The organism is Geodermatophilus marinus (assembly GCF_003428645.1).
Classification (GTDB): Bacteria; Actinomycetota; Actinomycetes; order Mycobacteriales; family Geodermatophilaceae; genus Geodermatophilus.
The window spans coordinates 1-23553 of record NZ_QVQH01000031.1; the positions used below are offsets into that span (position 1 = coordinate 1).

The following is a 23553-nucleotide window of genomic DNA, read 5'->3' on the forward strand; positions in this document are numbered from 1 at the left end:
CCCTTACGGGCCACGGCGATGACGTCACGCCGGAACTCCGGCGGGAACGGCTTGGGCACGATGCTGATCCTTCCAGCGAGGCCGCAGCCTCACAGGCAAGGAGTCAACTGAACCGGGGGCAGTCCCAGCCGTCCCTCCAGCCAGGTCAGCAGGTCGGCGGTCACCTCGTCGCGGTTGGTCTCGTTGAACACCTCGTGCCGCGCCTCCGGGTAGAGCCGCAGCTCCACCGGCAGCCCGCGGGCCCGCAGCCGGTCGGCGAGCGCGCTGACCTGCGCGGCGTCCTGCCCGCCCACGGGGTCGGCGCGGCCGGCGAGCAGGAGCACCGGCAGCCCGTCGGGCAGCGCGGCGATCGCGTCCTCGCCCGCGACGCGGACGATCAGGTCGAACATCGCGGCGCCGTAGCCGTAGGTGGGCGGGACGTCGTCGCCGCACAGCGGGTCGGCCAGGTAGGCGTCGACCTCGGCCGGGTCGCGGCTGAGCCAGTCGTAGGGGGTGCGGGCCGGCTCGAAGGGCGCGTTGAAGCCGCCGAGGGCGTCCATCGCCGTGTCCCCCATCCCGCCGGCGACCGCGCCCTCCAGCTGGGGCACGACCTCGGCGAGGTTGTCGGCCACGCCGATCGCGCCGGAGAGCGCCAGGCCGGCCAGGCCGGCCCCGTCGCGCTGGGCGGAGGCGAGGGCGACGGCGGAGCCGAGGGAGTGGCCGAGCAGGAACGCGGGCACGCCGGGGTGGTCGGCGGAGAGCCGCTCCTGCAGGTCGCGGACGTCGTCGAGGACGGCGTCCCGGTCGACGCCGTCGCCGAACCGGCCCGGGCCGGTGGACTCGGAGCTCCGGCCGTGGCCGCGCTGGTCCAGCGCCCCCACCGCGAGGCCGCGCGCGGTGAGCGCCCGGGCCAGCCGGTCGTAGCGGCCGGCGTGCTCGGAGAGCCCGTGCACCACCTGGACGGTGCCGCGGACCTCCCCGTCGGGGCGCCAGCGGCGCTCGGCGAGGCGGGCGCCGTCGGGGCGCTCGGTCCAGGTGACGGGGGCGGTGCTGGCATCGGCGGTCACGGGGCCTCCTCGGACGTCGTCGTCGGCCCCCGGCCTACCGGGCCCCGGTCCGCGGGGCAAGCCGGGGACGGCGCACCCGGCACCGCGGGATCAGGCGCGGCGGGATCAGGCGCGGCGGGATCAGGCGCAGCGGGATCAGGCGCGGCGGGCGTCCGCCCACGGACCGGGGACGGCGACCCCGCCCCGGCGGGCCGCGCGGGCAGCGTGCCGCGCGAGCAGCAGCCCGCCGGCGAGCGCGACGCCCCCGGCGAGCACCGCACCGGTCCCGGCGAGACTCCCGGCGACGACCAGCGCCACCCCGAGGACCGCCACGAGCACGACCGCGGACCCCTCGCCGCCCCCGCTGCGCACCGGGCGACCGGTGACCGGGCACGTCTGGGACATGTCCGGGTCGCAGGCCGGGCCGAGAGGCACCACCGGGACACCCCGGGGTTCGGAGCGGACAGCACGCACGGGCGTCTCCTCTCGCCGAGGACCACGCCGTGCCGGGCACCGGGCGCCGAGCGGTGACGTCGGTCACACGGGAGGGTAGGGGGCGGCCCGCTCCCGGCTCAAGACGGCCGCCGTCCCCTCCCCCGCTCCGGGGACCCCGCCGACCGGGCCGGTCAGCTGGCCTTGCGCCGGGCCCGCTTCTTCGGCTCGGCCGCCCGCGCGACGGCCTCCGGGTCGAGGTAGGGCCGCAGGTGCCGGCCGGTGTGGCTCTCGGGCACCCCGGCGATGAACTCCGGCGGCCCCTCGGCGACGACCGTGCCGCCGCGGAAGCCGCCCTCCGGGCCCATGTCGACGATCCAGTCCGCGCTCTTGATGACGTCGAGGTTGTGCTCGATGACCACGACCGAGTTGCCCTTGTCGACCAGGCTCTGCAGGACGAGCAGCAGCTTGCGGATGTCCTCGAAGTGCAGCCCGGTGGTCGGCTCGTCGAGCACGTAGATGCTGCGGCCGTTCGACCGCTTCTGCAGCTCGCTGGCCAGCTTCACCCGCTGCGCCTCGCCGCCGGAGAGGGTGGTCGCCGGCTGGCCGAGCCGGACGTAGCCCAGCCCGACGTCGGTGAGGGTGCGCAGGTACCGGGCGATCGCCGGGATGGCGGCGAAGAAGTCGGCGGCCTCCTCGATCGGCATGTCGAGGACCTCGGCCACGGTCCTGCCCTTGTAGTGGACCTCGAGGGTCTCCCGGTTGAAGCGGGCGCCCTTGCAGACCTCGCACGGCACGTAGACGTCCGGCAGGAAGTTCATCTCGATCTTCAGCGTGCCGTCGCCGGAGCAGGCCTCGCAGCGCCCGCCCTTGACGTTGAAGGAGAACCGGCCGGGCTGGTAGCCGCGGATCTTGGCCTCGGACGTCTGGGCGAACAGCTTGCGGACGTGGTCCCACACACCCGTGTAGGTGGCCGGGTTCGAGCGCGGGGTGCGGCCGATCGGCGACTGGTCGACGTGGACCACCTTGTCCAGGTGCTCCAGCCCGGTGACCGTGCGGTGCCGCCCGGGGACCATCCGCGCCCGGTTCAGCTCGTTGGCCAGCACCGTGTACAGGATGTCGTTGACCAGGCTGGACTTGCCCGAGCCCGAGACGCCGGTGACGGCGACCAGGCAGCCGAGCGGGAAGGTCACGTCGACGCCCTTGAGGTTGTGCTCCCGTGCTCCCTTGACGACCAGCTCCCGGCCCGGCGTCGGCTGCCGGCGCACCTGCGGGACGGCGATCTCCTTGCGGCCGGACAGGTAGGCGCCGGTCAGCGAGCGCTCGCTGGCCAGCAGGTCCTCGACGGTGCCGCTCACGACGACCTCGCCGCCGTGCTCGCCGGCCCCGGGGCCGATGTCGACCACCCAGTCGGCGGTCCGGATGGTGTCCTCGTCGTGCTCGACGACGATCAGCGTGTTGCCCATGTCGCGCAGCCGCACCAGCGTCTCGATCAGCCGGCTGTTGTCCCGCTGGTGCAGCCCGATCGAGGGCTCGTCGAGCACGTAGAGGACGCCGACCAGGCCCGAGCCGATCTGGGTGGCCAGCCGGATCCGCTGCGCCTCGCCGCCGGCGAGGGTGGCCGCGGGTCGGTCGAGGGAGAGGTAGTCCAGGCCGACGTCGACCAGGAAGGACAGCCGGGCCTGGATCTCCCGGAGCACGCGGTCGGCGATGGCCCGCTTGCGCTCCCCGAGCTCGAGGGCGCCCAGCCACTCGGCGGCGTCCCCGATGGAGAGCCCGGTGACCTCGGCGATGGAGCGTCCGGCGAGCTTGACGGCGAGGATCTCCGGCTTGAGCCGGGTGCCGTGGCAGACGGGGCAGGGCACGTCGCGCATGTAGCCCTCGTACTTGTCCCGCATGTACTCGCTGTCGGTGTCCTCGTGGCGGCGCTCGAGGAAGGGCAGCACGCCCTCGAAGGCGGCGTAGTAGCTGCGCTCGCGGCCGTAGCGGTTCTTGTAGCGGACGTGCACCTGGTCCGGGGAGCCGTGCAGGACCGCCTTCTGCACCTTGGCGGGCAGCCGCTCCCACGGGTCGTCCATCGAGAAGCCCAGCTGCTGCGACAGGCCGGTGAGCAGCCGCTGGAAGTACTCGTTGCTCATCGACCCGGCCCAGGGGGCGATGGCGCCGTCGGCGAGGCTCTTCTCGGGGTCGGGGACGACGAGCTCCGGGTCGACCTCCTTGCGGGTGCCGATGCCGGTGCACTCGGGGCAGGCCCCGAAGGGCGAGTTGAAGGAGAACGAGCGCGGCTCGAGGGCCTCGAAGGACAGCCCGTCGTCGACGCAGGCGAGGTGCTCGGAGAAGGTCCGCTCGCGCTGCGGGTCGCCCTCGGGCAGGTCGACGAAGTCGAGGACGACGAGGCCGCCGGCCAGCCCGAGCGCGGTCTCGACGGAGTCGGTGAGCCGCCGCTTGGCGCTCTCCTTGACGGTGAGCCGGTCGACGATCACCTCGATCGTGTGCTTCTCCTGCTTCTTGAGCTTCGGCGGCTCGGTGAGCGGGTGCACCACCCCGTCGACCCGGACGCGGGAGAAACCCTGGGTCTGCAGGGAGCTGAACAGGTCGACGTACTCGCCCTTGCGGGCCCGGACGACGGGGGCGAGCACCTGGAACCGGGTGCCCTCCTCCATGGCCAGCACCTGGTCGACGATCTGCTGGGGCGTCTGCCGCGCGATCGGCTTGCCGCAGTTGGGGCAGTGCGGCTGACCGGCTCGGGCGTAGAGCAGCCGCAGGTAGTCGTAGACCTCGGTGATCGTGCCGACCGTGGACCGCGGGTTGCGGTTGGTGGACTTCTGGTCGATCGACACCGCCGGCGACAGGCCCTCGATGAAGTCGACGTCCGGCTTGTCCATCTGGCCGAGGAACTGGCGCGCGTAGGCCGAGAGCGACTCGACGTAGCGGCGCTGGCCCTCGGCGAAGATCGTGTCGAAGGCGAGGCTCGACTTCCCCGACCCGGACAGACCCGTGAACACGATCATCGCGTCGCGGGGCAGGTCGAGGTGGACGTCCTTGAGGTTGTGCTCGCGGGCGCCGCGGACGACGAGGCGGTCCATGTGTTCCCTGTCGCTCGGGTGGCCGGCGGGGGCCGACCGCGGGGTGGTTCCGGGTGGTGGTGCGTGTTCCGGACGGTTGCCATCCGATTCCGGAGGGTCGCCGCCCGCGGCGCGGGCCGGCCCGGCGGCAGTGCCGGGACCGGTGGTCAGACGGGTGCGGGGGCCTGGGGTGCGGCGGGGTCGAAGACCGGCGCGTGCCGGCGCCACGGCAGCCGCCGCTCCAGCTCTCCGGCGGTCCAGAGTAGTCGCGTCTCGGCCCCCGGGGGGCCGGCCAGCTGGACCCCGACGGGCAGCCCGTCGGGCCGGGGCCCGGCCGGCAGGACCAGCGCCGGCAGCCCGGCCAGGTTCCACGCCGGCGCCCACGCCGCCCAGCGGGTGTTGGCCGTCACGTTGGCCAGGAAGCCCCGCTCGTGCCAGGGCCGGGCGGGCAGCGGCGGGCCGGCGGCCACCGGGCCGAGCAGGAGGTCGACGTCGTCGTCGAAGAAGGCGGTCAGCCGGTCGCGGAAGCGCTCGGCGTCGGCGGGCCGGACCAGGCCGGCGCCGCGGGCCAGCCGGCCGAGCCGGGCGTGCGTGCGGCTGCGGGGCTGCAGCTCGGCGAGCGGGATGCCGAGGTGGGCGGCCTCGTCGGCGGCCCCGGCCAGCCAGCGCGCCACCACCCCCAGGGCCGCCGAGGGCGGCACGGGCGGGTCCCGGCGGACGACGGTGTGCCCGGCGGCGGCCAGCTCGGCGGCCACGCGCTCCACCGCCGCCCGGGTGGGGCCGTCGGCACGCACGCCGGGCACGGGTGAGCGGGTGGACACCGCGACCCGCAGCGGCCGCTCCCAGCCCGGCGGGCGCCCCGGCTGCTCCCCCGCCAGGACGGCGTGCCCGAGCGCGACGTCGCCCACGGTGGTGGCCAGCACCCCGTTCTGCACCATGCCGGACCAGTCGACGGCCAGGGTGGGCACCACGCCCCGGCCCGGCTTGAGCGTGACCAGGCCGCAGGCGGCCGCGGGCAGCCGCAGCGAGCCCAGGCCGTCGTTGCCGACCGCCAGCGGGACCACCCCGGCGGCGACGGCCGCGGCGCTGCCCCCGGAGCTCCCGGCCGGGGCCAGGGCGGTGTCCCAGGGGTTGCGGGTGACCGTGCCCGGGCCGTCGGTGGCCGCGTAGAGGCCCAGCTCGGGCATCCGGGTCAGCCCGACGACGACCGCACCCGCGGCGCGGAGGCGGGCCACCACGGGGTGGTCGGCGTCCGCGACGCGCAGCGGGCAGGCCGGCGAGCCGTCGGTGCACGCCTCCCCCGCCACGGGCACGTTGTCCTTGACCGCGACGGGCACCCCGGCCAGCGGCAGCTCCGCCCGCCGCGGGTCGGCGTCCACCTCCGCCGCCTCGGCGAGCGCCGCCTCCCGGCGCACCACCCGGAAGGCGCCGATGCGGGCGTCGACCGCGTCGAGGTGGGCGAGGTGCGCGCGCACCACCCCCACCGCGCTGACCCCGCCCGCCCGGACCCGTGCGGCCAGCTCGGTGGCCGGCCAGCCGACGAGCGCAGCGGTGCCGACACCTCCGCTAGCGTCCATGGCACGGACCGTATCCGCGGCAGCCGACGATTTCCGAACGGGAGCAGCGATGAGCGACGGGAGCTACACCGGCGACGTCGAGGTGGGCGGGCCGGCCGACGTGCGGGAGCTGCCCGGCCTGACCATCACCAAGCTCGCGGTCAGCGAGATGGCGAACAACGTCTACCTGCTGCGCGACCCCGAGGCCGGCGAGGCGCTGCTCGTCGACGCGGCGGCCGAGCCCGAGGCGCTGCTCCGGCTGGTCGACGGCGCGGGGGTGCGCACGGTCGTCACCACCCACGGGCACTGGGACCACCACCGGGCGCTGCCCGAGGTGGTCGCGGCCACCGGGGCCACCACCGTGGCGCACCCCGCTGACGCCGGGGACCTCCCGGTGCCCGTGCAGCGCCCCGTGGAGCACGGCGACACCGTCACCGTGGGCCGGCAGGCGCTCGAGGTCGTGCACCTGCGCGGCCACACGCCCGGGAGCATCGCGCTGGTCTGGCGCGGCGGGGACGCCGGCACCCACGTGTTCACCGGGGACAGCCTCTTCCCGGGGGGTCCCGGGAGGACGACGAACCCGGACGACTTCGCGAGCCTCATGGACGACCTGGAGGCGCGCATCTTCCCCCTGCCCGACGGGACGTGGTTCTACCCGGGGCACGGCAAGGACAGCACCCTCGGTGCAGAACGTCCGCACATCCCCGAGTGGAGGGCACGCGGTTGGTAGACCTGCCGCGTGGTCTCGGTCGCGTGGAGGACGGTCGAACCGGTCGTCGCAGCGGCCGGCGCGGTGCCAGGAGGCCTACCGCTCGATGCTGCGCCGCGGCTCGCGCCATCCCTGCAGGAAGGCATGGCCGAGCGCGATGAAGCCGCGCACGAGCGCGGTCACGACGACGCTGACGAACACGAAGCCGCCGGCACTGCTCGGCCAGGGGTCGGTGAACGTGGGCCAGGCGGCAGCGGCGGCGACGATCCCGATCGCCACCGACACCCAGAGAGACCGACTGCGCTCCTTCACCCACCGCAGCACAGCGGAAGTCTAGGAGCGCAGGAGGCGTCCCGGTAGCGGCGAAGGACCCCTGTCGGCCACACCGGCGGAGCCACCCCCATGCCCCGGGGACGACCACCATCGGCCCCGAGCGCCCGCACCTCGCGGAGTGGCGCGAGCGGGGCCGGTGAGCCGGTCTACCCGACGGGCATGTGCCCCAGCTGGGTCAGCACCGTCACGTTGTCCCAGGTGATCCACATCTCCGCGATCCGGCCGTCGGCCACGCGGAACACGCCGGCGAAGTCGAAGGCAGCCCGCCGGCCGGACGCCGGGAAGGGCCCCAGCGGGCCGGTCTGGGTGCCCTCGTAGGTCGCCCACACCGCGGCGCGGTCCCCGTCGACGAGGACCTGGTGGAAGGTCTGCACGTTGTCGGGGAAGGCGGCGGCGTCCTGGCGCAGGAAGTCCGTGAACTGCTCCCGGGACGTCACCTGCAGCTGCGGGGTCGCCTGGCAGTGGCGGACGAGGTCGGGGGCCAGGACGGCGTCGAGGGCGTCGAGGTCGCGGGCGTTCATCGCCTCCTCCAGCCGCCGGACCAGTGTCCGGATCCCCTGCTCCCGATCGGTGCTCGCGGTCATGGCGCGCCTCCCCTTCCCTGCACCGGACGGCGCCTGCCTACCGGGGCACGGCCGCGCGGAGCCAGGGCCGCAGGTCCCGCCGGGTCGCCCGTCGGGACGGGCGAGTCCGGTCGGTCCGGCGCTGGGCCGGGCCGGTCAGAGCTGGATGCCGCGGGTCAGCGCGCCGTCCACGACGAGGTTGGTGCCGCTGGTGAAGCTCGACACCGGGCTGGCGAGGAAGACGACCGCACGGGCCATCTCCTCCGGGGTGCCCATGTGCCCGGTCGGGTTGAGCCCGAGGGCCATCGCGTACAGCTCCGGGTTCCCGCTCTTGATCTGGTCCCAGACACCGCCCTCGAAGAAGGTGTTGCCCGGGGAGACGACGTTGGCCCGCACCCCTCGCCCGGCCAGCTGGAACGCCAGGCCGCTGATGTAGCCGACGATCGCGGTCTTCATCGTCCCGTAGGGCCCGGAGGCGAAGTCGGCCTCGCGGCCGGAGACGCTCGAGACGGCGGTGATCGAGCCCGTCCCGGCGGCCTCGAGGTGCGGCAGCGCCGCTCGCGCCAGGCGGACGGTGTGCATGAGGTCCACCTGGAAGGAGAGCTCCCAGTTCTCGTCGGTGTCCGGGATGGCCAGGGCGCTGACGTTGGCCACCACCGCGTCGATGCCGCCCAGCCGACCCGCCGCGGCCGCCACCCACGCCGTGAGCGCCGCCCCGTCGCCGACGTCCACCCGGGAGCCGGTCGCCCGGCCACCCCGGCCGGCGATCGCCTTCTCGGTCTCCTCGAGCTCGGCGGCGTCCCGCGCGCAGAACTCCACGACGGCGCCCTCGTCGACGAAGGCCTCGACGACCGCGCGGCCGATGCCGCGGGTCCCGCCGGTGACGAGCACGCGGGCACCGGTGAGCTGCAGGTCCATGGGGTTCCTCTCTCGGGTGGGCGGGTCAGAGCAGGCCGGCGGCGCGGCGGCGGAGGTCGTCGTGCAGCCCGCCGAAGGCGGTCGCCGGCGGCAGGAGGCCCTTGCGGACCTTGACGACGGCGCTGTAGTTCGCGTCGACGACGTTGGCGATCGGCACCTCGACGGTCTGCGAGAGCAGCTGGTAGGCGTCCATCGGGTGCAGCCCGTAGAGCTCGCCGAACCAGCGGACGAGCTCGACCTGGCCGATCCGCCAGGCGTCCTCGAGCGGGCGGCTGGAGCCGACGGTCATCCAGTGGGTGTCGTCCTCCAGCCGCGGCCACGCCGGGGCCGCCGCGGCACCGGCCTTTACCAGCTCGACGACGAACGTGCTGGTCATCGCGCCCTCGACGGCGGTGCCGCAGGCCTCGCCCTCGCCCTGTCGGTAGTGCCCGTCGCCGACGGAGAACAGCGCGCCCTCGACGAAGACCGGCAGGAAGCAGGTGGTGCCGGGGCGCATCTGCGGGGAGTCCATGTTGCCGCCGAAGCGCTCGGGCACCAGCGAACTGCGCACCTCGCCGCCGGGCGGGGCCACGCCGACCGTGCCCAGCATCGGCTCGAGCGGCAGCGCGATCTGCAGGTCGGTGTGCCGCGCCGCGAAGGTGACGGTGCCGGCCGCGCGGTCCAGCTCGTAGATCCAGGTGGTGTCGGGCAGCGGGTCCTGGAGGGTCGCCGTCCGGTCGGTGCTGGTCAGCCCGCCGAAGAAGGGGATCGCCGCCGAGGCGCCGAAGTCGCGGGCCGGCTCCATCGCGACGAAGTGCAGGGCCAGCGTGTCGCCGGGCTCGGCGCCCTCGACCCAGAACGGCCCGGTCTGCGGGTTGACGAAGCGCAGGTCGACCTTCTCGCTGCAGAGGTCGGCCGTCGACCGCAGCGCCCCGCCGAAGGCGTCGTCGGACCACACCCGCAAGGCGGTGCCCGGGCTCACCCGTCGCAGCGGGGCGACGCCGCCGAAGGTGTACGCGTACTGCTCGGGCGTGGGCACGACCTCGACGACGTCCATGCCGCACCCTACGAACGCGCTGGTCGCGTCGGCAACGACTCAGCCGCGCAGGCGCACCCGGTCCGGCGTGAGGTCGGCGACGCGCGGGACGCCGAGCAGCTGGAGGGTGCGGGCGATCTCCGCGGCGAGGATGTCGGCCACCCGCTGCACGCCACGCTCGCCGCCGGCCATGAGCCCGTAGAGGTAGGCGCGCCCCACGAGGCAGGCCCGTGCGCCCAGGGCCACGGCGGCGACCACGTCGGCCCCGTCCAGGATGCCGCCGTCCAGGTACACCTCCGCCCGGTCCCCCACCGCGGCGACGACGGCGGGCAGCTCCTCCAGGGGGGTGGGCGCCCGGTCGAGCTGGCGGCCGCCGTGGTTGGAGACGACGACCGCGTCCGCGCCCGCGTCGACGACGGCCCGGGCGTCGTCCGCCGTCTGCACGCCCTTGACGACCAGCGACCCGGACCACCGCTCCCGCAGCTCCCGGACGTCGGCGAGCGTGGCGGCCGGCTCGAAGACCCGGTCGGCCAGCTCGGCCGCGGTGCCGCCCCAGGAACGCAGCGAGGCGAACTCGAGCGGCTCGGTGGTGAGCAGGTCGACCCACCAGTGCGGGTGGCGGGCGGCGTTGGCGACGGTCCGGAGGGTGAGCGTCGGCGGGATGGTGAAGCCGTTGCGGACGTCGCGCAGCCGCGGCCCGGCCACCGGGGTGTCGACCGTGAGGACCAGCGCCTCGAAGCCGGCCGCCGCGGCGCGGGCGACCAGGTCCGCGCTGGCCTCCCGGTCGCGCCAGAGGTAGAGCTGGAACCACCGGCGGGCACCGGGGACGGCGGCGGCGAGGGCCTCGACCGACGTCGTCCCCATGGTGGACAGGGCGTGCGGGACGCCGACCCGCTCGGCGACGCGGGCCACCGCGACCTCGCCCTCGGTGTGCATCAGGCGGGTGAACCCGGTCGGCGCGAAGGCCAGCGGGAGCGCCGACGGGCGGCCCAGCACGGTGGTCGACGGGTCGACCACCGAGACGTCCCGCAGGACGCTGGGCCGGAACTCGACCCGCTCGAACGCCTCCCGGGACCGCCGGATGCCGATCTCCCGCCCGGCCGCGCCGTCGGTGTAGTCGAACACCGCGCGCGGGGCGCGGCGGCGGGCGATCTCCCGCAGGTCGCCGACGGTGACCGCCCGGGCCAGCCGGCGGTCGGTGGCGTCGCCGGTGCGCGGGCGGGTGCGCACCAGCTCCCGCAGCTCGGACCAGCGGGGCGCGCGGCGCTCGACCACTCCGGACCTCCTCGTCTCGGTGTCGACCCCGGTCACTTGCGGCCGGGAGCCCACTCCATCCCCCAGCCGTACCGGCGGTCGAGCACGTCCTGGCCGCCGTGCACGTAGCGCACCTCGCGGTGGACCACGAGCTGCCCGCCCTCGTTGGCGAACTGCGCGACGGCGCAGATCCGCGCGCGCGGGTCCGGCTCGTCGAGGCGCACCTCCACCTGCGGGCCGGAGGCCGGGTGCATCGTCACGACCGCGTCGGCCGCGCCCCAGTTCGGCACGCCCTGGTAGATCAGCGCGAACACCAGGATCCGGCGGATGTGCGCGGTGTGCCGCAGGTCGATGAGCAGGTTCTCCCCGCCCGTGCTGCGGCCGGACCGGTCGTCGCCGTCGAGCCAGGCGACCAGCTCACCGTTCGGCAGGGTGTGCTGGCCGCGGAAGGCGTTGCCGAGCGCCTGGATCACGCCCTTCGACCCGTCGGCGTACTCGTAGAGGCAGCCCAGGTCCAGGTCGATCGCCCCGCCGGAGGCCGCTGCGGCCAGCCGCTTGAGGAACCCGCCGCCCGGCGCCGCGCCCTGCGGGCGGGCGTTCCAGTTGAGGTTCACCCGCAGCACGCCCGACGTGCCCGCCGTCTTGGTGAGCGAGACCGAGGGCGCCGCCTTGGTCAGCGTCACCTTGCTCAGCGACACCCCCGGCGCTCCGGGTGCGGCGGGCCGGGCGTCGGCGGGCCGTCCGGACGGCTGCGGTTGCCCGGCCGGCGGCTTCGGGCGCTTGGTGTAGTCGACCATCGGGCTCCCCTCGGTCGTCCCGGCCGGAGCGCGGTGGGACGGACGGCGGTCGTCGGAGCCGACCCTAGGCGAGGCTCACCCCACGTCCGCGGGCACGTACCGGTGCCCGGGCGCCGGGCCGCCCGGTGCCCGGGCGGACGGCACGGCCATCGTCCCCCGGCCGTCGCCCGCCGGGGGCAGCCACCGCGCCCACCAGCGCAGCAGGTGCTCCAGCCGGGCCAGGCGCTGCCGCGGCGCCGCGGTCCGCGCCAGCTCGTGCCCGGCCCCCGGGAACAGGAGCAGCTCGGCGGGCACGCCGCGACGTCGCAGCGCGGTGTAGAGCCGCCACGACTGCTCGGCCGGGCAGCGCAGGTCCTCCTCGCCGTGCACCAGCAGCGTCGGCGTGGTGATCCGGTCGGCGACGGTGACCGGGCTCTGCGCGGCGAGCGCGGCGGGGTCGCCGCCGAGGTGCTCCTCGACGAACCACCAGCCGACGTCGGAGGACCCGGCGAACCCGGCCGCGTCGGTGAGCGCCTCCTCCACGACGGCGGCGGCGAACCGCTCGGTGCGGGCCAGCAGGAGCGCGGCGAGGGTGCCGCCGTAGCCCCGCCCGTGCACCACCACCCGGTCGGCGTCCAGGGCCGGGTCGGCGAGCGCGGCGTCCAGGGAGGCGAGCACGTCGTCGGCGTCCACGGTGCCCCACCCCCCGCGGACGGCGCGCCCCCAGGCCTGCCCGGCGCCGGAGGACCCGCGCGGGTTGCAGCGCACCACGGCGTACCCGGCCGAGACCCACACCTGGGTGTCCACCGACAGCCGCCAGCCCGCCTGCCGGTGCGGACCGTCGTGCAGGGCCAGGACGACGGGGTGCGGGCCCGGCCCCGCCGGCGCCGTGACCCACCCGCGCACCGCCGCGCCGTCCGGGGCGTGCACCGTGGTGGTGCGCAGCCGGTGCACCCGCCCGGTGGCACCCAGCGCGCGGCCGAAGCCGGTGAGCAACCGGCGCCGGCCGGGCGTGATCGCCACCAGCTCCCCCGCGGACGCGTCGTGCGCCACCGTCACCACGACCACGCCGCCGCCGGTCCCGATGCCGTCCACGGTGAACGGTCCCTCGACCAGGGTCTGCACGGGCCCGCCGTCCAGCGGCACCCGCAGCAGCTCCACCGCCCCGAGCCGCTCCACCCCGGTGAGCACCGCGCCGCCGGCGACGACGGTGGCGGGCGTCCGGTCGCCCCGGTGGGAGTCGGCCGGGTCCAGCAGGGGCTCGAGCGGGCCGCCGCCGGCGGGTACCCGGCACACGGTGGCGCTGCGGCCGGCGACGTCCCGCCCGGTCGGCCCGAGCCCGACCTGCGCCGTCACGGCCAGCGCCGTCCCGTCGGGGAGCCAGGCCGGCCGGCGGCAGACGGCGTGCCCGTCGGTGAGCCGGCGCACCGGCCCGCCCTCGGCCGGCACGGTGTAGACGTCGCGGGCGAGGTCGCGGTCCGCCCGGCCGTGCCGCGCCGACACGAAGGCCAGGAGGGTGCCGTCCGGGCTCCACGCCACGTCGTGGTCGTCGGCCGTGCCGTCGACCACCCCGTCGGTGAGCCGCCGCGGCTCCGGCAGCGGGACGTCGTCCCCGGCACCGTCCGGTGGCAGGTCGAGCATGTGGACGGCGCTGCGCCGCCCGGCCAGGAAGCCGACACCCTCGGCCCGCGCGGTCAGCGTGGTGACCAGCCGGGGCGCCCCGGGCTCGGCGGCGGGCCCGGGCGCCCGCGCCACGAAGGCCAGCCGCCGCGAGTCGGGGGCCCACACGGGCGCGCCGGTGCCCAGCGGCAGTCCGGTCAGCCGCCGCGACGCGCCACCGGCGGTCGGCAGCAGGTGCACCTGGGGCGGCTCCCCGGTCGGCGCGGACAGGAAGGCCAGCCACCGCCCGTCCGGCGAGAAGGCCGGGTCGGTGTCGCGTGCCCCGGTGGTCAGCGGCCGGGCGGGCGCCGAACCGTCGGTCGGGACCGCCCAGAGCTGGCTGCGGACGGCGTCGGCGGCCAGGTCGAGCCGCTCGACCGCGACCACCGCGATCCGCCCGTCCGGCGACACGGCGGGGGCTCCCGGCGTGCGCAGCAGGGCGAGGTCGGCCGGGCGCATGGTCGCGACGCTAACCCACCTGCGCGCGCACGGAGCGTCACGACGCCGGGTGCGGCGCCCGGGTGCGCGACCACGAGGGCCGCGCACCCGGGCGGCGCCTCAGTGCTGCTGCTGCTGGGCGCGGGCGATCAGCCGCTGCCCCAGCTGGCCGGCCTGGCTCGTGGAGAGCAGGTCGGTCTGCGACTCGACCAGCCGCAGCACCGCGGGGTCCTCGCGCGCCACCTCGGAGGACTGCAGCAGCACGGTCCCCTGGCCGGTGAAGTCGTACTGCCGTTCCTCCCCCGAGACGCGGCCGAACGCGGCGGAGAGCCCGCCGAGCATGCTGCGGGTCATCCACTCCGCGTCGTGGTGCACCGACGGCGAGGGGCAGTCGGCCCAGCCCAGCAGCGCGTCCGGGTCGGCCCGGAACGGCGGCTCGACGAAGATCACCGGCCCGTTCGAGGAGGCGATGAACTTCCCCGTCCCGATCAGCGTGACGAAGCCCGGGACGATCGACTGCTTGAGCTCGAGCTGCGGGGAGAAGGCGCACAGGTTGTTGGCCTTGATCGTCAGGTTGCCGTCGTCGAGGTCGTAGCTGTTCAGGTCGAACCCGCGATCGCCGATGAGCACCTTGCCGCGGCCGCTGGCCACCACCCAGTCGTGGACGTAGACCGGGCTGGAGAAGCGGGCCGCGACCCAGGCCTGCGCCGAGGAGTACTGGGTGACGGCCTCGAACCGGACGTCGCCGTAGTAGGCCAGCATCGCGCCCTTGCTCATGAACCAGTCGCCGCTGAGCTCGATGCAGAACACGTACGGGTTGACGTTGTCGTCCGACGGGAGCGACTGCGCCGACAGCGTCCTCGGGATGCCGCCGGCCCCGCCCCCGGGAGCGCCGGGCGGGCCGCCGTGCGGGCCGGGCGGGCCGTAGCCGGGCGGCGGCGGGCCGTACCCCGGCTGGCCGTAGCCGGGCGGCGGCGGGCCGTACCCCGGCTGGCCGTAGCCGGGCGGCGGCGGGCCGTAGCCCGGCTGGCCGTAGCCGGGCGGCGGCGGGCCGTAGCCGGGCGGACCGTAGCCGGGCTGCGGGTTCCCGGGGTGCTGACCGGGCGGGGGGTAGGTCATCGTCGCCGTCCTCAGAACTTCTGCTCGCTGGCCTGCACGTACACGGTGCCGTGGCCGCTGATCCTCAACTGGAAGGCCTCGCCGGAGCCGCGGCCCACGACGTCGCGGAACCCCACCTTGGCGGCCAGGTCGACCGAGAGCTGGCCGACGTGGCCGACGTAGGCCTGCGGGTCCACCCCGACCTGCTGGCCGGCCAGGTGCAGCGGGAACGCCCCGCCGTGCGAGAGCAGCGCGACCGAGCCGCGGCCGTGCACGTTGGTGGTGAACAGCCCCTGCCCCGTCATGGCCCCGCTGACGGCCTGCCGGAGCCCGCCCGAGCCGAGGAACTGCACGCCGGTCTGCAGGCCGGCGTCGTGCACGAGCAGCCGGTCGGCCTCGCAGACCAGCGGCGCCGAGCCGTCGAGCTCCAGCACGGTGATGTGCAGCCCCTTGTAGCCGTAGAGCACCTCGCCCTGGCCCTCGGTGGCCATCATCGGGTTGGACTCGCCGGAGAGCGCGGCGCCGACCATGCCGCCGACCCCGCGGCCCTGGCCGTGCACCGGGCGGAAGGTCACCGCACCGGAGTAGCCGAGCATGGCCCCGCGGCGGGCGAGCACGGGGGTCTGCGGGCCGACGTGGGCGCGCACGACCTTGCTGTTGACGGTCTCGAACGGCACGGGTCAGCTCTCCGAGGACTGGACGAGCACCAGGCCGTGCCCGGTGAAGCGGAGGGAGAAGGGCTCGCCGGCGTCCTCGCCGAGCAGCGACTTCCAGGACACGCCGCTGACGAGGTTCATCGACAGCTGTCCGCGCGAGCCGACGTAGGCGTCCGGGTCGACGACGAGGTCCTGGCCCGGCGCGACCTCGAGGGCCATGACCGGCCCCTCGGAGACCAGGGCCACCTGGCCGCTGCCGGTCACCGTGGTGGTGGCCAGGCCGTGGCCGCTGGTCATGCCGCGCAGGCCGGCGAACTGGACGTCCAGGCGCAGCCCCTCGGTGTGGGCGAGGATGTGCTCGCTCTCGACGGTGAGGGTGTCGCCGCCCAGGTCGACCACGAGGACGTCCATCGCGTCCTTGGCCAGGTAGGCGCGGCCCTGGCCGGTGACGTCCATGAGGGACAGGCTCTCGCCCGCCACGGCCCGCTTGAGGGCCGCCCGCATCCCACCGCCCCCGCCCATCCCGGCGTTCTTGAAGTCCAGGTTGCCCTCGTAGGCGACCATCGAGCCGCTGGCGGCTCGGATGCGGTCGCCGTGGAGGTCTGCGCGCAGGACGCGCTTCTCGGCGGATAGCTGGGCCACGAGGTCCTCTCCGGGGTGGGGGCGGTGCCGGCGCCGGACGGTAACCGCCCGGCCCCGGCCGCGGTAGGCCCCGCGCCGCCGGGTCGCCCCGATCCTGGACCCACCGCCAGGAGACGCCGGCCCCCCGGGGATCAGGTGGGCTCACGGCCGCCGGGCCTGGCTCACCCCCGGTGGTGAGCCAGGCCCCCCGATGACCAGGTCAGCTGGTCATCGGCCGGCGGCCGGGGCCGGCCCCGGGCCCGGGCCCGGGGACGCTCAGCGCCGCCCGGCGCCGACCTCCTCGACCACCTCCGCGTCGCCCACCGGCTCGGCGGACTGCTCACGGCGCTGGGTCACGACGCTGCTGGCCACCGCGGCGAGGATGAAGAGCAGGCCGGTCAGGCCGGTCACGTACTCGCTGATGTGGAACCGCAGCTCGAGGATCATGATCGTGGCGAGGAAGCCGATGGCCCACATCGCGCCGTGCTCGAGGAAGCGGTACTGGTCGAGGGTGCCCTTGTCGACCATGTAGATGGTCAGCGACCGCACCCAGAAGGCGCCGATGCCCAGGCCCAGCGCGATGACGAAGATGTCGCTGCTCAGCGCGAACGCGCCGATGACGCCGTCGAAGGAGAACGACGCGTCGAGCACCTCGAGGTAGAGGAACGCCGCGAGGCCCGCCCCGGCGACGGCCTTGGTGGCCGTCCCGGTCGCGGTCCCGCTCCCGGTGGAGCGTCCTTCGGCGGAGATGTCGTCGGCCCCCTCGTCGGCCTCCGGCGCCTCCATGAGCTCGTTGAGGCCGCCGATGAGCAGGTAGGTGAACAGACCGGCCAGGCCCGAGGCCAGGACGGTGGCGTACTTGTCGTCGTCGGCGAGCTGCGAGCCGAGGTAGATGACCGCCAGCGCGATGACGATCGCGAGGTAGGGCAGCTTCCCGGCCTTGGCCAGCGGCCGCTCCAGCCACGCCAGCCAGTGGATCTCCCGCTCCTCGTCGAAGAGGAAGTTGAGGAAGATCATCAACAGGAAGATGCCGCCGAAGGTGTAGATGGCCTCGGCTGCGGCCTCGACGTTCTCGGCGTAGGCGGCCGAGTCGGTGAGGGCGAGGTCCCAGACCTCGGGGATGGACAGGCCGGCGGTCACCGAGACGAGCACGATCGGCAGGAACAGCCGCATGCCGAACACGGCGATGAAGATGCCGACGTAGAGGAACATCTTGCGCCAGAAGGGGCTCATCCTGCGGAGCACCTTGGCGTTGACCACGGCGTTGTCGAACGAGAGGCAGACCTCGAGCACGCCCAGCACCGCGACGGCGAGCAGCGCGGCCGGGCCGCCGAACCAGACGGCGGTGACGAGGGCTGCCGCGGTCAGGCCGACCGAGAAGCCGAAATAGCGGAGCATGGGGTTCCTTCCTGGGGCGCCACCGGGGCGGGGGCGCGTCATCTCAACACGGACCGGCGGGGACCGGTTCCCGGTGGCGCGCTCGATCTGGTCACACGGAGCGGGGGCCGCACCGCCGGCGGGTCCGGCGCGGCTGCCTCCCCGCGTGGTAGGCATCGGCGCACGGGGCGAGGGACGGCACCGGCGTCCGGACGGGAGGGTGGAACCAGGCATGGGCGGGCACACGGGGGCCCCGGAGCCGCGGGGCCGCTGGTGGCGCCGCGGCCGGGACGCCGCGCTCGCGCAGGCCCGCTCCGAGGCCGCCGCGGCCCGCGAGGCGGCCGCGGCCGCCATGCTCGCGCTGGACGCCGAGCTGAGCGGGCTGTCGGAGGACGTCGCGGCGCACGAGGACGCCGGGACGGCCCGGGTGGCCGCGCAGCGCCCACCCGCCGCCGACCCGGTCGTGCAGCAGTGGCAGGAGCTGTCCACGCGCACCGACGCCGTCATCGGCCGGTACCTGGCCGCGCTGTCCGCCGCCGACCCCGCGCAGGACGACGACGTGGTGCGGGTCCGCACCACCCGCGACGCCCTCGGCGGCTCGGCCCGGGCCCTGCACGAGGTGCTGCCGCTGGTCCGGGACTTCCGCGCCCGCCACGCCGGCCCGCTGGGGAGCGCCCGCGGCGCGCGCACCCTCGGCCCCCGCCGGCTGGCCGAGGCCGAGGCCGCGGTCGCCCGCGCCCGCGCGGCGCTCGCGGCAGCGGGCGAGGAGGTCACCGACCCGGCGCTCGGTCGCGACCTCGACGCCGCCGTCCGCGCCGCCCGGGAGGCGGGGGCGGCCCTCGCAGCCGGCCGGCCCGTCACCGGGGGTGCGGCCGCCGAGCGCGCCCGGGCCGGTGCGGAATCGGTGGCGGCGCGGGCGGCCTCCCTCCCCGCCCGCGCCGCCGACGTCCGCCGCGGGGCGGCGTCCGTGCGGACCCGGCGGGAGGCCCTCGGCACCCGGCACGCGCGGCTGGCGCCGGTGATGAGCGAGCTGCGGCGCCGCTACACCCACCGCGCCTGGGCCGACGTCGAGCGGGCCCCGGAGCGGGCGGCCGCGGCCCTGGCCGAGGTGGACGACGCCCTCGACCGGCTGGCCGGCCTGCTCGCCGCGCCGCCCCTCGACGTGCCCGCGGCCGCGCTCGCCCTCGAGCAGGTGCGCGGCGCCTCGGCGCGGGTCGACCAGGAGATCGCCTCGGCCACCGGCCGGCTGGAGGAGCTCGACGCCGTCGCCACCGACCCCGGGCGGCTGCTCGGCGGGGTGGAGCGCGACCTCGTCGACGCCCGGCGCTTCCTCGCCGCGCTGCCCGAGGGGCGGGGCGAGCGCTACCGGTCGACCTTCGACAACCTGGCCCGCCGGCTGCGGGTGCTGGAGACCGAGGTCCGCGGGCACCGGCCGGACTGGGGGCACGTGGTGACCGAGGCCCGCTCGATCGAGCAGGGGCTGGCCGCCATGGTCCGCACGGCGCGGGTGGACTGAGGGCACGTCAGCCGACGCGGTCGAGGAACCAGCCGAGGATCTCCTCCCCCGCCAGCACCCCGCTGGCCCCGCTGACCGCCACCCCATCGGCGGTCCACCCCTGCTCGTGCAGCTCCCCGTGGGCCGGCCGCACGGCGGCGTCCGCGGCCACCAGCATCGGGGCGTCGAGCAGGCTGTCGCCGGCGCACAGCAGCCGGACCGGCCGGCCGGCGCGCTCGGCGACGCGGTCGCGGAGCCGCAGCAGCGCGCCGGCCTTGGTGAGGCCCGCGGGCACCGCGTAGACCTTGCGGCCCTGCAGGCTCAGCGTCCACCCGGCCGCGGCGGTGGCGGCGGTGAGGTCGGCCAGCCAGGACGCCGGCACGTCGGCGCGCCGCTGGGCCACCAGGTAGACGAAGAGGTCCTCGGCGGCGCGCACGCTGCGCACCCACGGCTGCCCGGCGACCGCCTCCAGCAGCCGCAGCACCTCCGGCAGCGGCGCTGCCCGGCCGGCGACCTCGCGGGCCCAGGCGTCCCACGCGGGGTCGCGGACGCCGTCGGCGAGCAGCGCACCACCGTTGGCGCACAGCGCGAACGCCGGCACCCGCGGCAGCCGCACCCGGCGGTACTGCGCCTCGGTCCGGGTGGTCACCGGGACCAGCAGCGCGCGGTCCATGAGGTCGGCCAGCAGCGCCCAGGCCCGCTCGGTGACCCGCGAGAGCGGCGCGCCCTCGTAGTGCTCGACGACCCGCAGCGGCGGCAGCGCCACCGGGTCGCCGGCCGCGGCGGCGGAGTAGATGAGCGTGCGGTCGAGGTCGACCGCGGCCAGGGCCGGGGTGAGGACGGCGGTCACGGGCGCACCGGGCGGATCAGGCCCACGCAGGAGTACGGCAGGTCCGGGACCTCCACCACCGGCACGCCGCGGGCGGCGGCCAGGGCGACGACGTGGCGCAGGTCGGCGGCCCGGTCGGGCCGTGCCAGCACCTGCCAGGGCACCCGGCGCAGCAGCACCCGGGTGGTCTCCCCCACCCCGGGCTTGACCAGGTTGACGTCGGCGATGCCGTGGTCGGCCGCGATCCGCTCGACGGCGGCCCAGCCCTCCCAGGTCGGCCGTCGGTCGGCGGCGGAGTGCGCGGCGACCCGGGCGGCGAGGTCCCCGGTGACCGCGGGGAAGCGGGCGGCCACCGCGTCGACGAAGGCGTTGGACACGTCGCCCGCGGCGAGCTCGGCGTAGTGCTTGGCGCCGTGGAACATGCCCGGGCCGATGAGGTCCGCGCGCAGCACGGTGCGCGACACCAGGCCGGAGACGGTGCTGTTCAGGCAGGCGCTGGGGATGAGGAAGTCGTCGCGGGTGCCGAACAGGTCGGTGCAGCCGCCCGGGTCGGCGAGCACCGCCAGCCGGTCGTCGAGGGCCGCGTGCCCCGGGTGGGCGGCGCGCCACCGGGCCACGGCCGCCGTCAGCTCGCGCTGGATCGCGCCCTTGCCGGTCCAGCCGTCGACGAACCGGACCGCGGCCGCCGGGTGCCGGTCGAGGACGTGCGCGAGGGCGACCTCGTCGATGCCCCGGCCGCGGATGATCGAGATCGCGTAGTGCGGCACGTCGACGCCGTGCGCGGCGCGGAACCAGCGGCGCAGCAGCACGCCGACCGGCGTCCCGGCGCGGGCCAGGGAGACCAGCACCGGCTCGTGCCCGGCCCCGGCCGCCTCGGCGCGCACCAGCTCGCCGACCAGGGCCACCGCACCGGCCAGCCGGTCCGCGGTCTGCTCCAGGGCGGCGGCGTAGAGGTCGAGGTAGGCCGCGTCGGGCTGGTACTCGACCGGCAGCATCTCCGAGTAGTGCGTGCCCCCCTGGATGGCCTCCTCCCGGTCCTGCGTGCCGCGCTCGAGGGCGACGGCGGACAGGTCGGTGAGCAGCCAGGTGACGTCCTCGGCCGGGTAGGAGCCGAACCGGCCGGGCTCGGCCGGCCGCAGGGCCGGGCGCGCGGCGGGGGGCCGGGCCTCCAGCAGCGTCATCGGGGGGACTCCTCGGGCTCGGCGGGCGGGACGGTGACCAGGTGCACCGCACGGGCCGCGTGCGGGCGCAGCGCGGCGAGCATCGGGGCGCAGGCGGCCGGGGGTGCGTCGACCACGACCACCAGGTCGTCGGCGCGCAGGTCCGACCACGCGGTGCCCGGCGGCGGCACGGCGGCCGGATCGGCGAGGTTGTGCACCCGCGCGGTGCGCGACGGGTCGTCGGGGGCGGGGAAGACGACGGCGCGCCGGATGGCGTAGCCGGGGTCGTCGGCGGCGTGCGCGGGGCTGCGGGTCGTGGACTGCACCTGCACCGGGACCCCGGGCAGCCGGTCGGCCAGCCGTGCGGCGAGCACCGTCGGGGCGTGCATGAGCTCCTCGGTGCCGAGCACGAGCACGCCCCGGCTGCCGGCCAGCGCACCGGCCAGCCGCTGGGCGGCGGCGTCGGCGGCCGCGGCGAGCCGGGCCGACCCGGCCGGGGTGAGCCCGTGGCGGGCGGTCACCGGGACGCCGTCCGGCCACAGCCCGGCGTGCGCCACCACGTCGGCCGGCGGGCCGGCCGGCGGCGGCGCCGGCGCCGGCAGGGCGGCCCGGGCCCGCGCCGCCCGGGCGAGCGCGTCGGCGGGCAGGGCGAGCTGCGCGGTGAGGACGGCGGCGACGTCGACCCGCACCCCCAGCTCGGCGGCCCGGGCGGCGAACACGGCCCGGGCCCCGGCCGTGCGGGCGTCGAGCAGCGCGGCGACGACGTAGCGCGGCCGGGGTGCGACGGCGTGCAGCGCGGCGACGGTGTTGAGCGCGGTCCGGCCGCTGGTCAGCTCGTCGTCGACCAGCACGAGCGGGCCGTCCCCGGCCAGGTCCACCGGGCCGGCGGGCTGCAGGGCGTGCCCGACGGCATGCGAGTGCTCCTCCTCGAAGCCCAGCGCCACCGGGACGGCCGGGTGCAGCCGGCGCGTGGTGTGCAGGTAGGCCGCGCCGAGCCGGTCGGCGGCGGCGTGCCCCAGACCGGTCGCGGTCTCGCAGTAGCCGATCACCAGGCCGGCCGGCTCGTCCCCGAGCACGGCGGTGACGGCGTCCCCCACCGCGGCGCCGGCGCCCAGGACGTCGGCGGGGTCGGCCGGCACGTGCTTGGCCAGCACCCGGGAGACGACCAGCTGGGCGCGGCGCGGGTTGTCCCGCAGCGCCAGGCCCGCCCACCGGGGCAGGCCCTCGGCACCCGGACCGGACACCCGGACGTCGAGCAGCGCGGCGACCGTGGCCGAGAGCGGGACGCCCGGCGCGAGGGTGCCGGTCATGCCGGCTGCACCGCGGGGCCGGGGAAGACCGTGGCCAGCCGGCGCTGCCCGGCCGCCAGCAGGTCGACCAGCGCGGACTGGTCGGCGACCACGCCGTAGACCGCGGCCCGGCGGCTGACCAGCTCGGCCCACAGGGCGTGCGGGCCCATCTCGTTCATCCGGCCGTGCGCCGAGGCCCGGACGCCGCCGTCCGACCGCGCGGTCATGATCTCCAGCGCGTCGTCGTACTCCGCGCGGGCCACGGTGAGCAGCGAGTTGACCACCGACACGTGCGCGGGGTGGATGACGGTCTTGCCGTGCATCCCGTTGGCCTTGTCGAGCACGACCTCCCGGATGAGCCCGTCGATGTCGTCGTCGATGAGCTCGCGGCGCAGCGCCCCCTCGTGCTGGTCGAGGAACGGCGACTGGCGCAGCTGCGGCTTGAACAGCCGCGGGCCCGGGATGTGCTCCCAGACCGCCCCGCTGACCACGTGCTCGGCGTTGCGGGCGAAGCGGTTGACGATGTCGGCCAGGCAGTCCCGGACGACGGCGACGTCCCAGATGGTGGTGTCCCGGTCGCGCCGCAGCCCGAACAGCCCGGACAGGTCGGTGCCCCCGACCCGCAGGCACAGCACCTGCTCGGCGAAGTCGGCGACCACGGCGGCCACCTCGGCCAGCGCCGCCGCCCGGGTCTCGGCCCAGGCCACGTCGGCGGTCTCGAGGATCGGCATGGCGTACAGCGGGTGCTCGCCGCCGGCGCCCGCGCGCGCCACGGCCTCGAGCATGCCGCGGAGATCCGGCCCGGTGGCCTTGGGCAGGCTGAAGCCGGTGAGGCAGCCGAGCGCCGGCCCGGCCTCCTCGGCCAGCCGGGTGACCTGCTCGGCCGAGCGCACCCGGACGAACAGCAGGGGCAGCTCGTCGGCGCGCCCCGCGGCCCGGATGCGCTGCAGCGCGGCCACCACGTTGGCCTCGGCCGCGGCCACCTCGGCGTGCGGGATGGCGTCCTCGAGGCACCAGACCGTGCTCGTCGTGCCGATCGCGGCGGCGCGCGCGGCGTCGACGTCGAGGGCACCGCGGGTCGCGGGGGTGTAGAGGGTCGCCCCGAGGGCCAGCGCCAGGTCGCTGCGCGGGCTGGCCGGGGTCACCGAGCCGGGGGGCACGGCGAACAGCCGCTGCCGCTCGTCGTCGGTCAGGTAGCCGAAGTGGCGCACGGGGGCCTCCCGCGTCTGAGGGGTGGTGGGGGGTGGTGCGGCCGGCCACGGCGTCAGGGGGTCGGGGTGGCCGG

The 23553-nt window shown here is 76.4% G+C and carries 21 protein-coding genes; 2 read left to right on the top strand and 19 right to left on the bottom strand.

Annotated features, from left to right (window positions below; all coding sequences use genetic code 11):
* Window positions 1–89: 89 nt before the first annotated feature.
* From D0Z06_RS22080 to D0Z06_RS22095, 4 genes are all read right to left on the bottom strand, one after another.
* Window positions 90–1046: an alpha/beta hydrolase gene (locus tag D0Z06_RS22080; protein ID WP_117379704.1), complete on the bottom strand. Its 957-nt coding sequence runs from the start codon at window positions 1044–1046 to the stop codon at window positions 90–92.
* Window positions 1047–1181: 135 nt separating this feature from the next.
* Window positions 1182–1463 carry a hypothetical protein gene (locus tag D0Z06_RS22085; RefSeq protein ID WP_117379705.1) on the bottom strand — a complete coding sequence of 94 codons (282 nt, stop codon included), beginning with the start codon at window positions 1461–1463 and terminating at the stop codon, window positions 1182–1184.
* Window positions 1464–1651: 188 nt separating this feature from the next.
* Entirely contained in the window at window positions 1652–4543 is a 2892-nt protein-coding gene (gene uvrA / locus D0Z06_RS22090; RefSeq protein ID WP_117379706.1) for an excinuclease ABC subunit UvrA, read from the bottom strand.
* A gap of 146 nt (window positions 4544–4689) precedes the next feature.
* The gene (locus D0Z06_RS22095; protein ID WP_117379707.1) at window positions 4690–6099 is read right to left on the bottom strand and encodes an amidase; all 1410 of its coding nucleotides are present in this window, start codon (window positions 6097–6099) and stop codon (window positions 4690–4692) included.
* 49 nt (window positions 6100–6148) lie between these two features.
* Here D0Z06_RS22095 and D0Z06_RS22100 point away from each other — a divergent pair, with 49 nt between their 5' ends.
* Window positions 6149–6808, top strand: a complete 660-nt coding sequence (locus D0Z06_RS22100) for an MBL fold metallo-hydrolase (protein ID WP_117379708.1) — start codon at window positions 6149–6151, stop codon at window positions 6806–6808.
* A gap of 75 nt (window positions 6809–6883) precedes the next feature.
* Here D0Z06_RS22100 and D0Z06_RS22105 read toward each other — a convergent pair whose 3' ends face one another.
* From D0Z06_RS22105 to D0Z06_RS22155, 11 genes are all read right to left on the bottom strand, one after another.
* Window positions 6884–7111, bottom strand: a complete 228-nt coding sequence (locus D0Z06_RS22105) for a hypothetical protein (RefSeq protein ID WP_147332111.1) — start codon at window positions 7109–7111, stop codon at window positions 6884–6886.
* Between the two features lie 155 nt (window positions 7112–7266).
* Complete coding sequence (locus D0Z06_RS22110) at window positions 7267–7704, bottom strand: ester cyclase (RefSeq protein WP_117379710.1); 438 nt, start codon at window positions 7702–7704, stop codon at window positions 7267–7269.
* Between the two features lie 135 nt (window positions 7705–7839).
* Window positions 7840–8601 carry an SDR family NAD(P)-dependent oxidoreductase gene (locus D0Z06_RS22115; protein WP_117379711.1) on the bottom strand — a complete coding sequence of 254 codons (762 nt, stop codon included), beginning with the start codon at window positions 8599–8601 and terminating at the stop codon, window positions 7840–7842.
* A 25-nt stretch (window positions 8602–8626) separates the two neighbouring features.
* The gene (locus D0Z06_RS22120) at window positions 8627–9637 is read right to left on the bottom strand and encodes an acetamidase/formamidase family protein (protein WP_117379712.1); all 1011 of its coding nucleotides are present in this window, start codon (window positions 9635–9637) and stop codon (window positions 8627–8629) included.
* 39 nt (window positions 9638–9676) lie between these two features.
* Window positions 9677–10891: an alpha-hydroxy acid oxidase gene (locus D0Z06_RS22125; protein WP_117379713.1), complete on the bottom strand. Its 1215-nt coding sequence runs from the start codon at window positions 10889–10891 to the stop codon at window positions 9677–9679.
* 32 nt (window positions 10892–10923) lie between these two features.
* The gene (locus tag D0Z06_RS22130; RefSeq protein WP_117379714.1) at window positions 10924–11667 is read right to left on the bottom strand and encodes a TerD family protein; all 744 of its coding nucleotides are present in this window, start codon (window positions 11665–11667) and stop codon (window positions 10924–10926) included.
* A 75-nt stretch (window positions 11668–11742) separates the two neighbouring features.
* Window positions 11743–13764 carry a S9 family peptidase gene (locus tag D0Z06_RS22135; RefSeq protein WP_117379715.1) on the bottom strand — a complete coding sequence of 674 codons (2022 nt, stop codon included), beginning with the start codon at window positions 13762–13764 and terminating at the stop codon, window positions 11743–11745.
* A 99-nt stretch (window positions 13765–13863) separates the two neighbouring features.
* The gene (locus tag D0Z06_RS22140; RefSeq protein WP_199522474.1) at window positions 13864–14862 is read right to left on the bottom strand and encodes an AIM24 family protein; all 999 of its coding nucleotides are present in this window, start codon (window positions 14860–14862) and stop codon (window positions 13864–13866) included.
* Between the two features lie 11 nt (window positions 14863–14873).
* On the bottom strand, window positions 14874–15518 hold the full coding sequence (locus D0Z06_RS22145; protein WP_117379716.1) for an AIM24 family protein: 645 nt from the start codon (window positions 15516–15518) through the stop codon (window positions 14874–14876).
* A 3-nt stretch (window positions 15519–15521) separates the two neighbouring features.
* Complete coding sequence (locus D0Z06_RS22150) at window positions 15522–16139, bottom strand: AIM24 family protein (protein WP_117379717.1); 618 nt, start codon at window positions 16137–16139, stop codon at window positions 15522–15524.
* Window positions 16140–16394: 255 nt separating this feature from the next.
* On the bottom strand, window positions 16395–17516 hold the full coding sequence (locus D0Z06_RS22155) for a DUF475 domain-containing protein (RefSeq protein WP_117379718.1): 1122 nt from the start codon (window positions 17514–17516) through the stop codon (window positions 16395–16397).
* Window positions 17517–17727: 211 nt separating this feature from the next.
* Between D0Z06_RS22155 and D0Z06_RS22160 the strand changes: the two genes are divergently transcribed.
* Window positions 17728–19011: a hypothetical protein gene (locus D0Z06_RS22160; protein WP_117379719.1), complete on the top strand. Its 1284-nt coding sequence runs from the start codon at window positions 17728–17730 to the stop codon at window positions 19009–19011.
* 7 nt (window positions 19012–19018) lie between these two features.
* Here D0Z06_RS22160 and D0Z06_RS22165 read toward each other — a convergent pair whose 3' ends face one another.
* The 4 genes from D0Z06_RS22165 to D0Z06_RS22180 are packed head-to-tail and all read right to left on the bottom strand — an operon-like array spanning window position 19019 to window position 23479.
* Complete coding sequence (locus D0Z06_RS22165; protein WP_233517890.1) at window positions 19019–19840, bottom strand: HAD family hydrolase; 822 nt, start codon at window positions 19838–19840, stop codon at window positions 19019–19021.
* Window positions 19837–21000, bottom strand: coding sequence for a cysteine protease StiP family protein (locus tag D0Z06_RS22170; RefSeq protein WP_117379720.1), 1164 nt, complete (start codon window positions 20998–21000; stop codon window positions 19837–19839). Before D0Z06_RS22170 ends, D0Z06_RS22165 begins: the two co-directional genes overlap by 4 nt.
* Complete coding sequence (locus tag D0Z06_RS22175; RefSeq protein WP_117379721.1) at window positions 20997–22289, bottom strand: phosphoribosyltransferase domain-containing protein; 1293 nt, start codon at window positions 22287–22289, stop codon at window positions 20997–20999. Before D0Z06_RS22175 ends, D0Z06_RS22170 begins: the two co-directional genes overlap by 4 nt.
* Window positions 22286–23479, bottom strand: a complete 1194-nt coding sequence (locus tag D0Z06_RS22180; RefSeq protein ID WP_117379722.1) for an HpcH/HpaI aldolase/citrate lyase family protein — start codon at window positions 23477–23479, stop codon at window positions 22286–22288. The genes D0Z06_RS22175 and D0Z06_RS22180 overlap by 4 nt, the downstream gene beginning before the upstream one ends.
* Between the last annotated feature and the right edge of the window lie 74 nt (window positions 23480–23553).

Excerpts from the sequence above, each read along its gene's own strand:
- D0Z06_RS22170 (WP_117379720.1), bottom strand. The coding sequence starts at position 21,000 with ATGACGCTGCTGGAGGCCCGGCCCCCCGCCGCGCGCCCGGCCCTGCGG.
- D0Z06_RS22175 (WP_117379721.1), bottom strand. The coding sequence starts at position 22,289 with ATGACCGGCACCCTCGCGCCGGGCGTCCCGCTCTCGGCCACGGTCGCC.
- D0Z06_RS22120 (WP_117379712.1), bottom strand. The coding sequence starts at position 9,637 with ATGGACGTCGTCGAGGTCGTGCCCACGCCCGAGCAGTACGCGTACACC.
- D0Z06_RS22115 (WP_117379711.1), bottom strand. The coding sequence starts at position 8,601 with ATGGACCTGCAGCTCACCGGTGCCCGCGTGCTCGTCACCGGCGGGACC.
- D0Z06_RS22155 (WP_117379718.1), bottom strand. The coding sequence starts at position 17,516 with ATGCTCCGCTATTTCGGCTTCTCGGTCGGCCTGACCGCGGCAGCCCTC.
- D0Z06_RS22095 (WP_117379707.1), bottom strand. The coding sequence starts at position 6,099 with ATGGACGCTAGCGGAGGTGTCGGCACCGCTGCGCTCGTCGGCTGGCCG.
- D0Z06_RS22160 (WP_117379719.1), top strand. The coding sequence starts at position 17,728 with ATGGGCGGGCACACGGGGGCCCCGGAGCCGCGGGGCCGCTGGTGGCGC.
- D0Z06_RS22100 (WP_117379708.1), top strand. The coding sequence starts at position 6,149 with ATGAGCGACGGGAGCTACACCGGCGACGTCGAGGTGGGCGGGCCGGCC.
- uvrA (WP_117379706.1), bottom strand. The coding sequence starts at position 4,543 with ATGGACCGCCTCGTCGTCCGCGGCGCCCGCGAGCACAACCTCAAGGAC.
- D0Z06_RS22140 (WP_199522474.1), bottom strand. The coding sequence starts at position 14,862 with ATGACCTACCCCCCGCCCGGTCAGCACCCCGGGAACCCGCAGCCCGGC.
- D0Z06_RS22135 (WP_117379715.1), bottom strand. The coding sequence starts at position 13,764 with ATGCGCCCGGCCGACCTCGCCCTGCTGCGCACGCCGGGAGCCCCCGCC.
- D0Z06_RS22110 (WP_117379710.1), bottom strand. The coding sequence starts at position 7,704 with ATGACCGCGAGCACCGATCGGGAGCAGGGGATCCGGACACTGGTCCGG.
- D0Z06_RS22130 (WP_117379714.1), bottom strand. The coding sequence starts at position 11,667 with ATGGTCGACTACACCAAGCGCCCGAAGCCGCCGGCCGGGCAACCGCAG.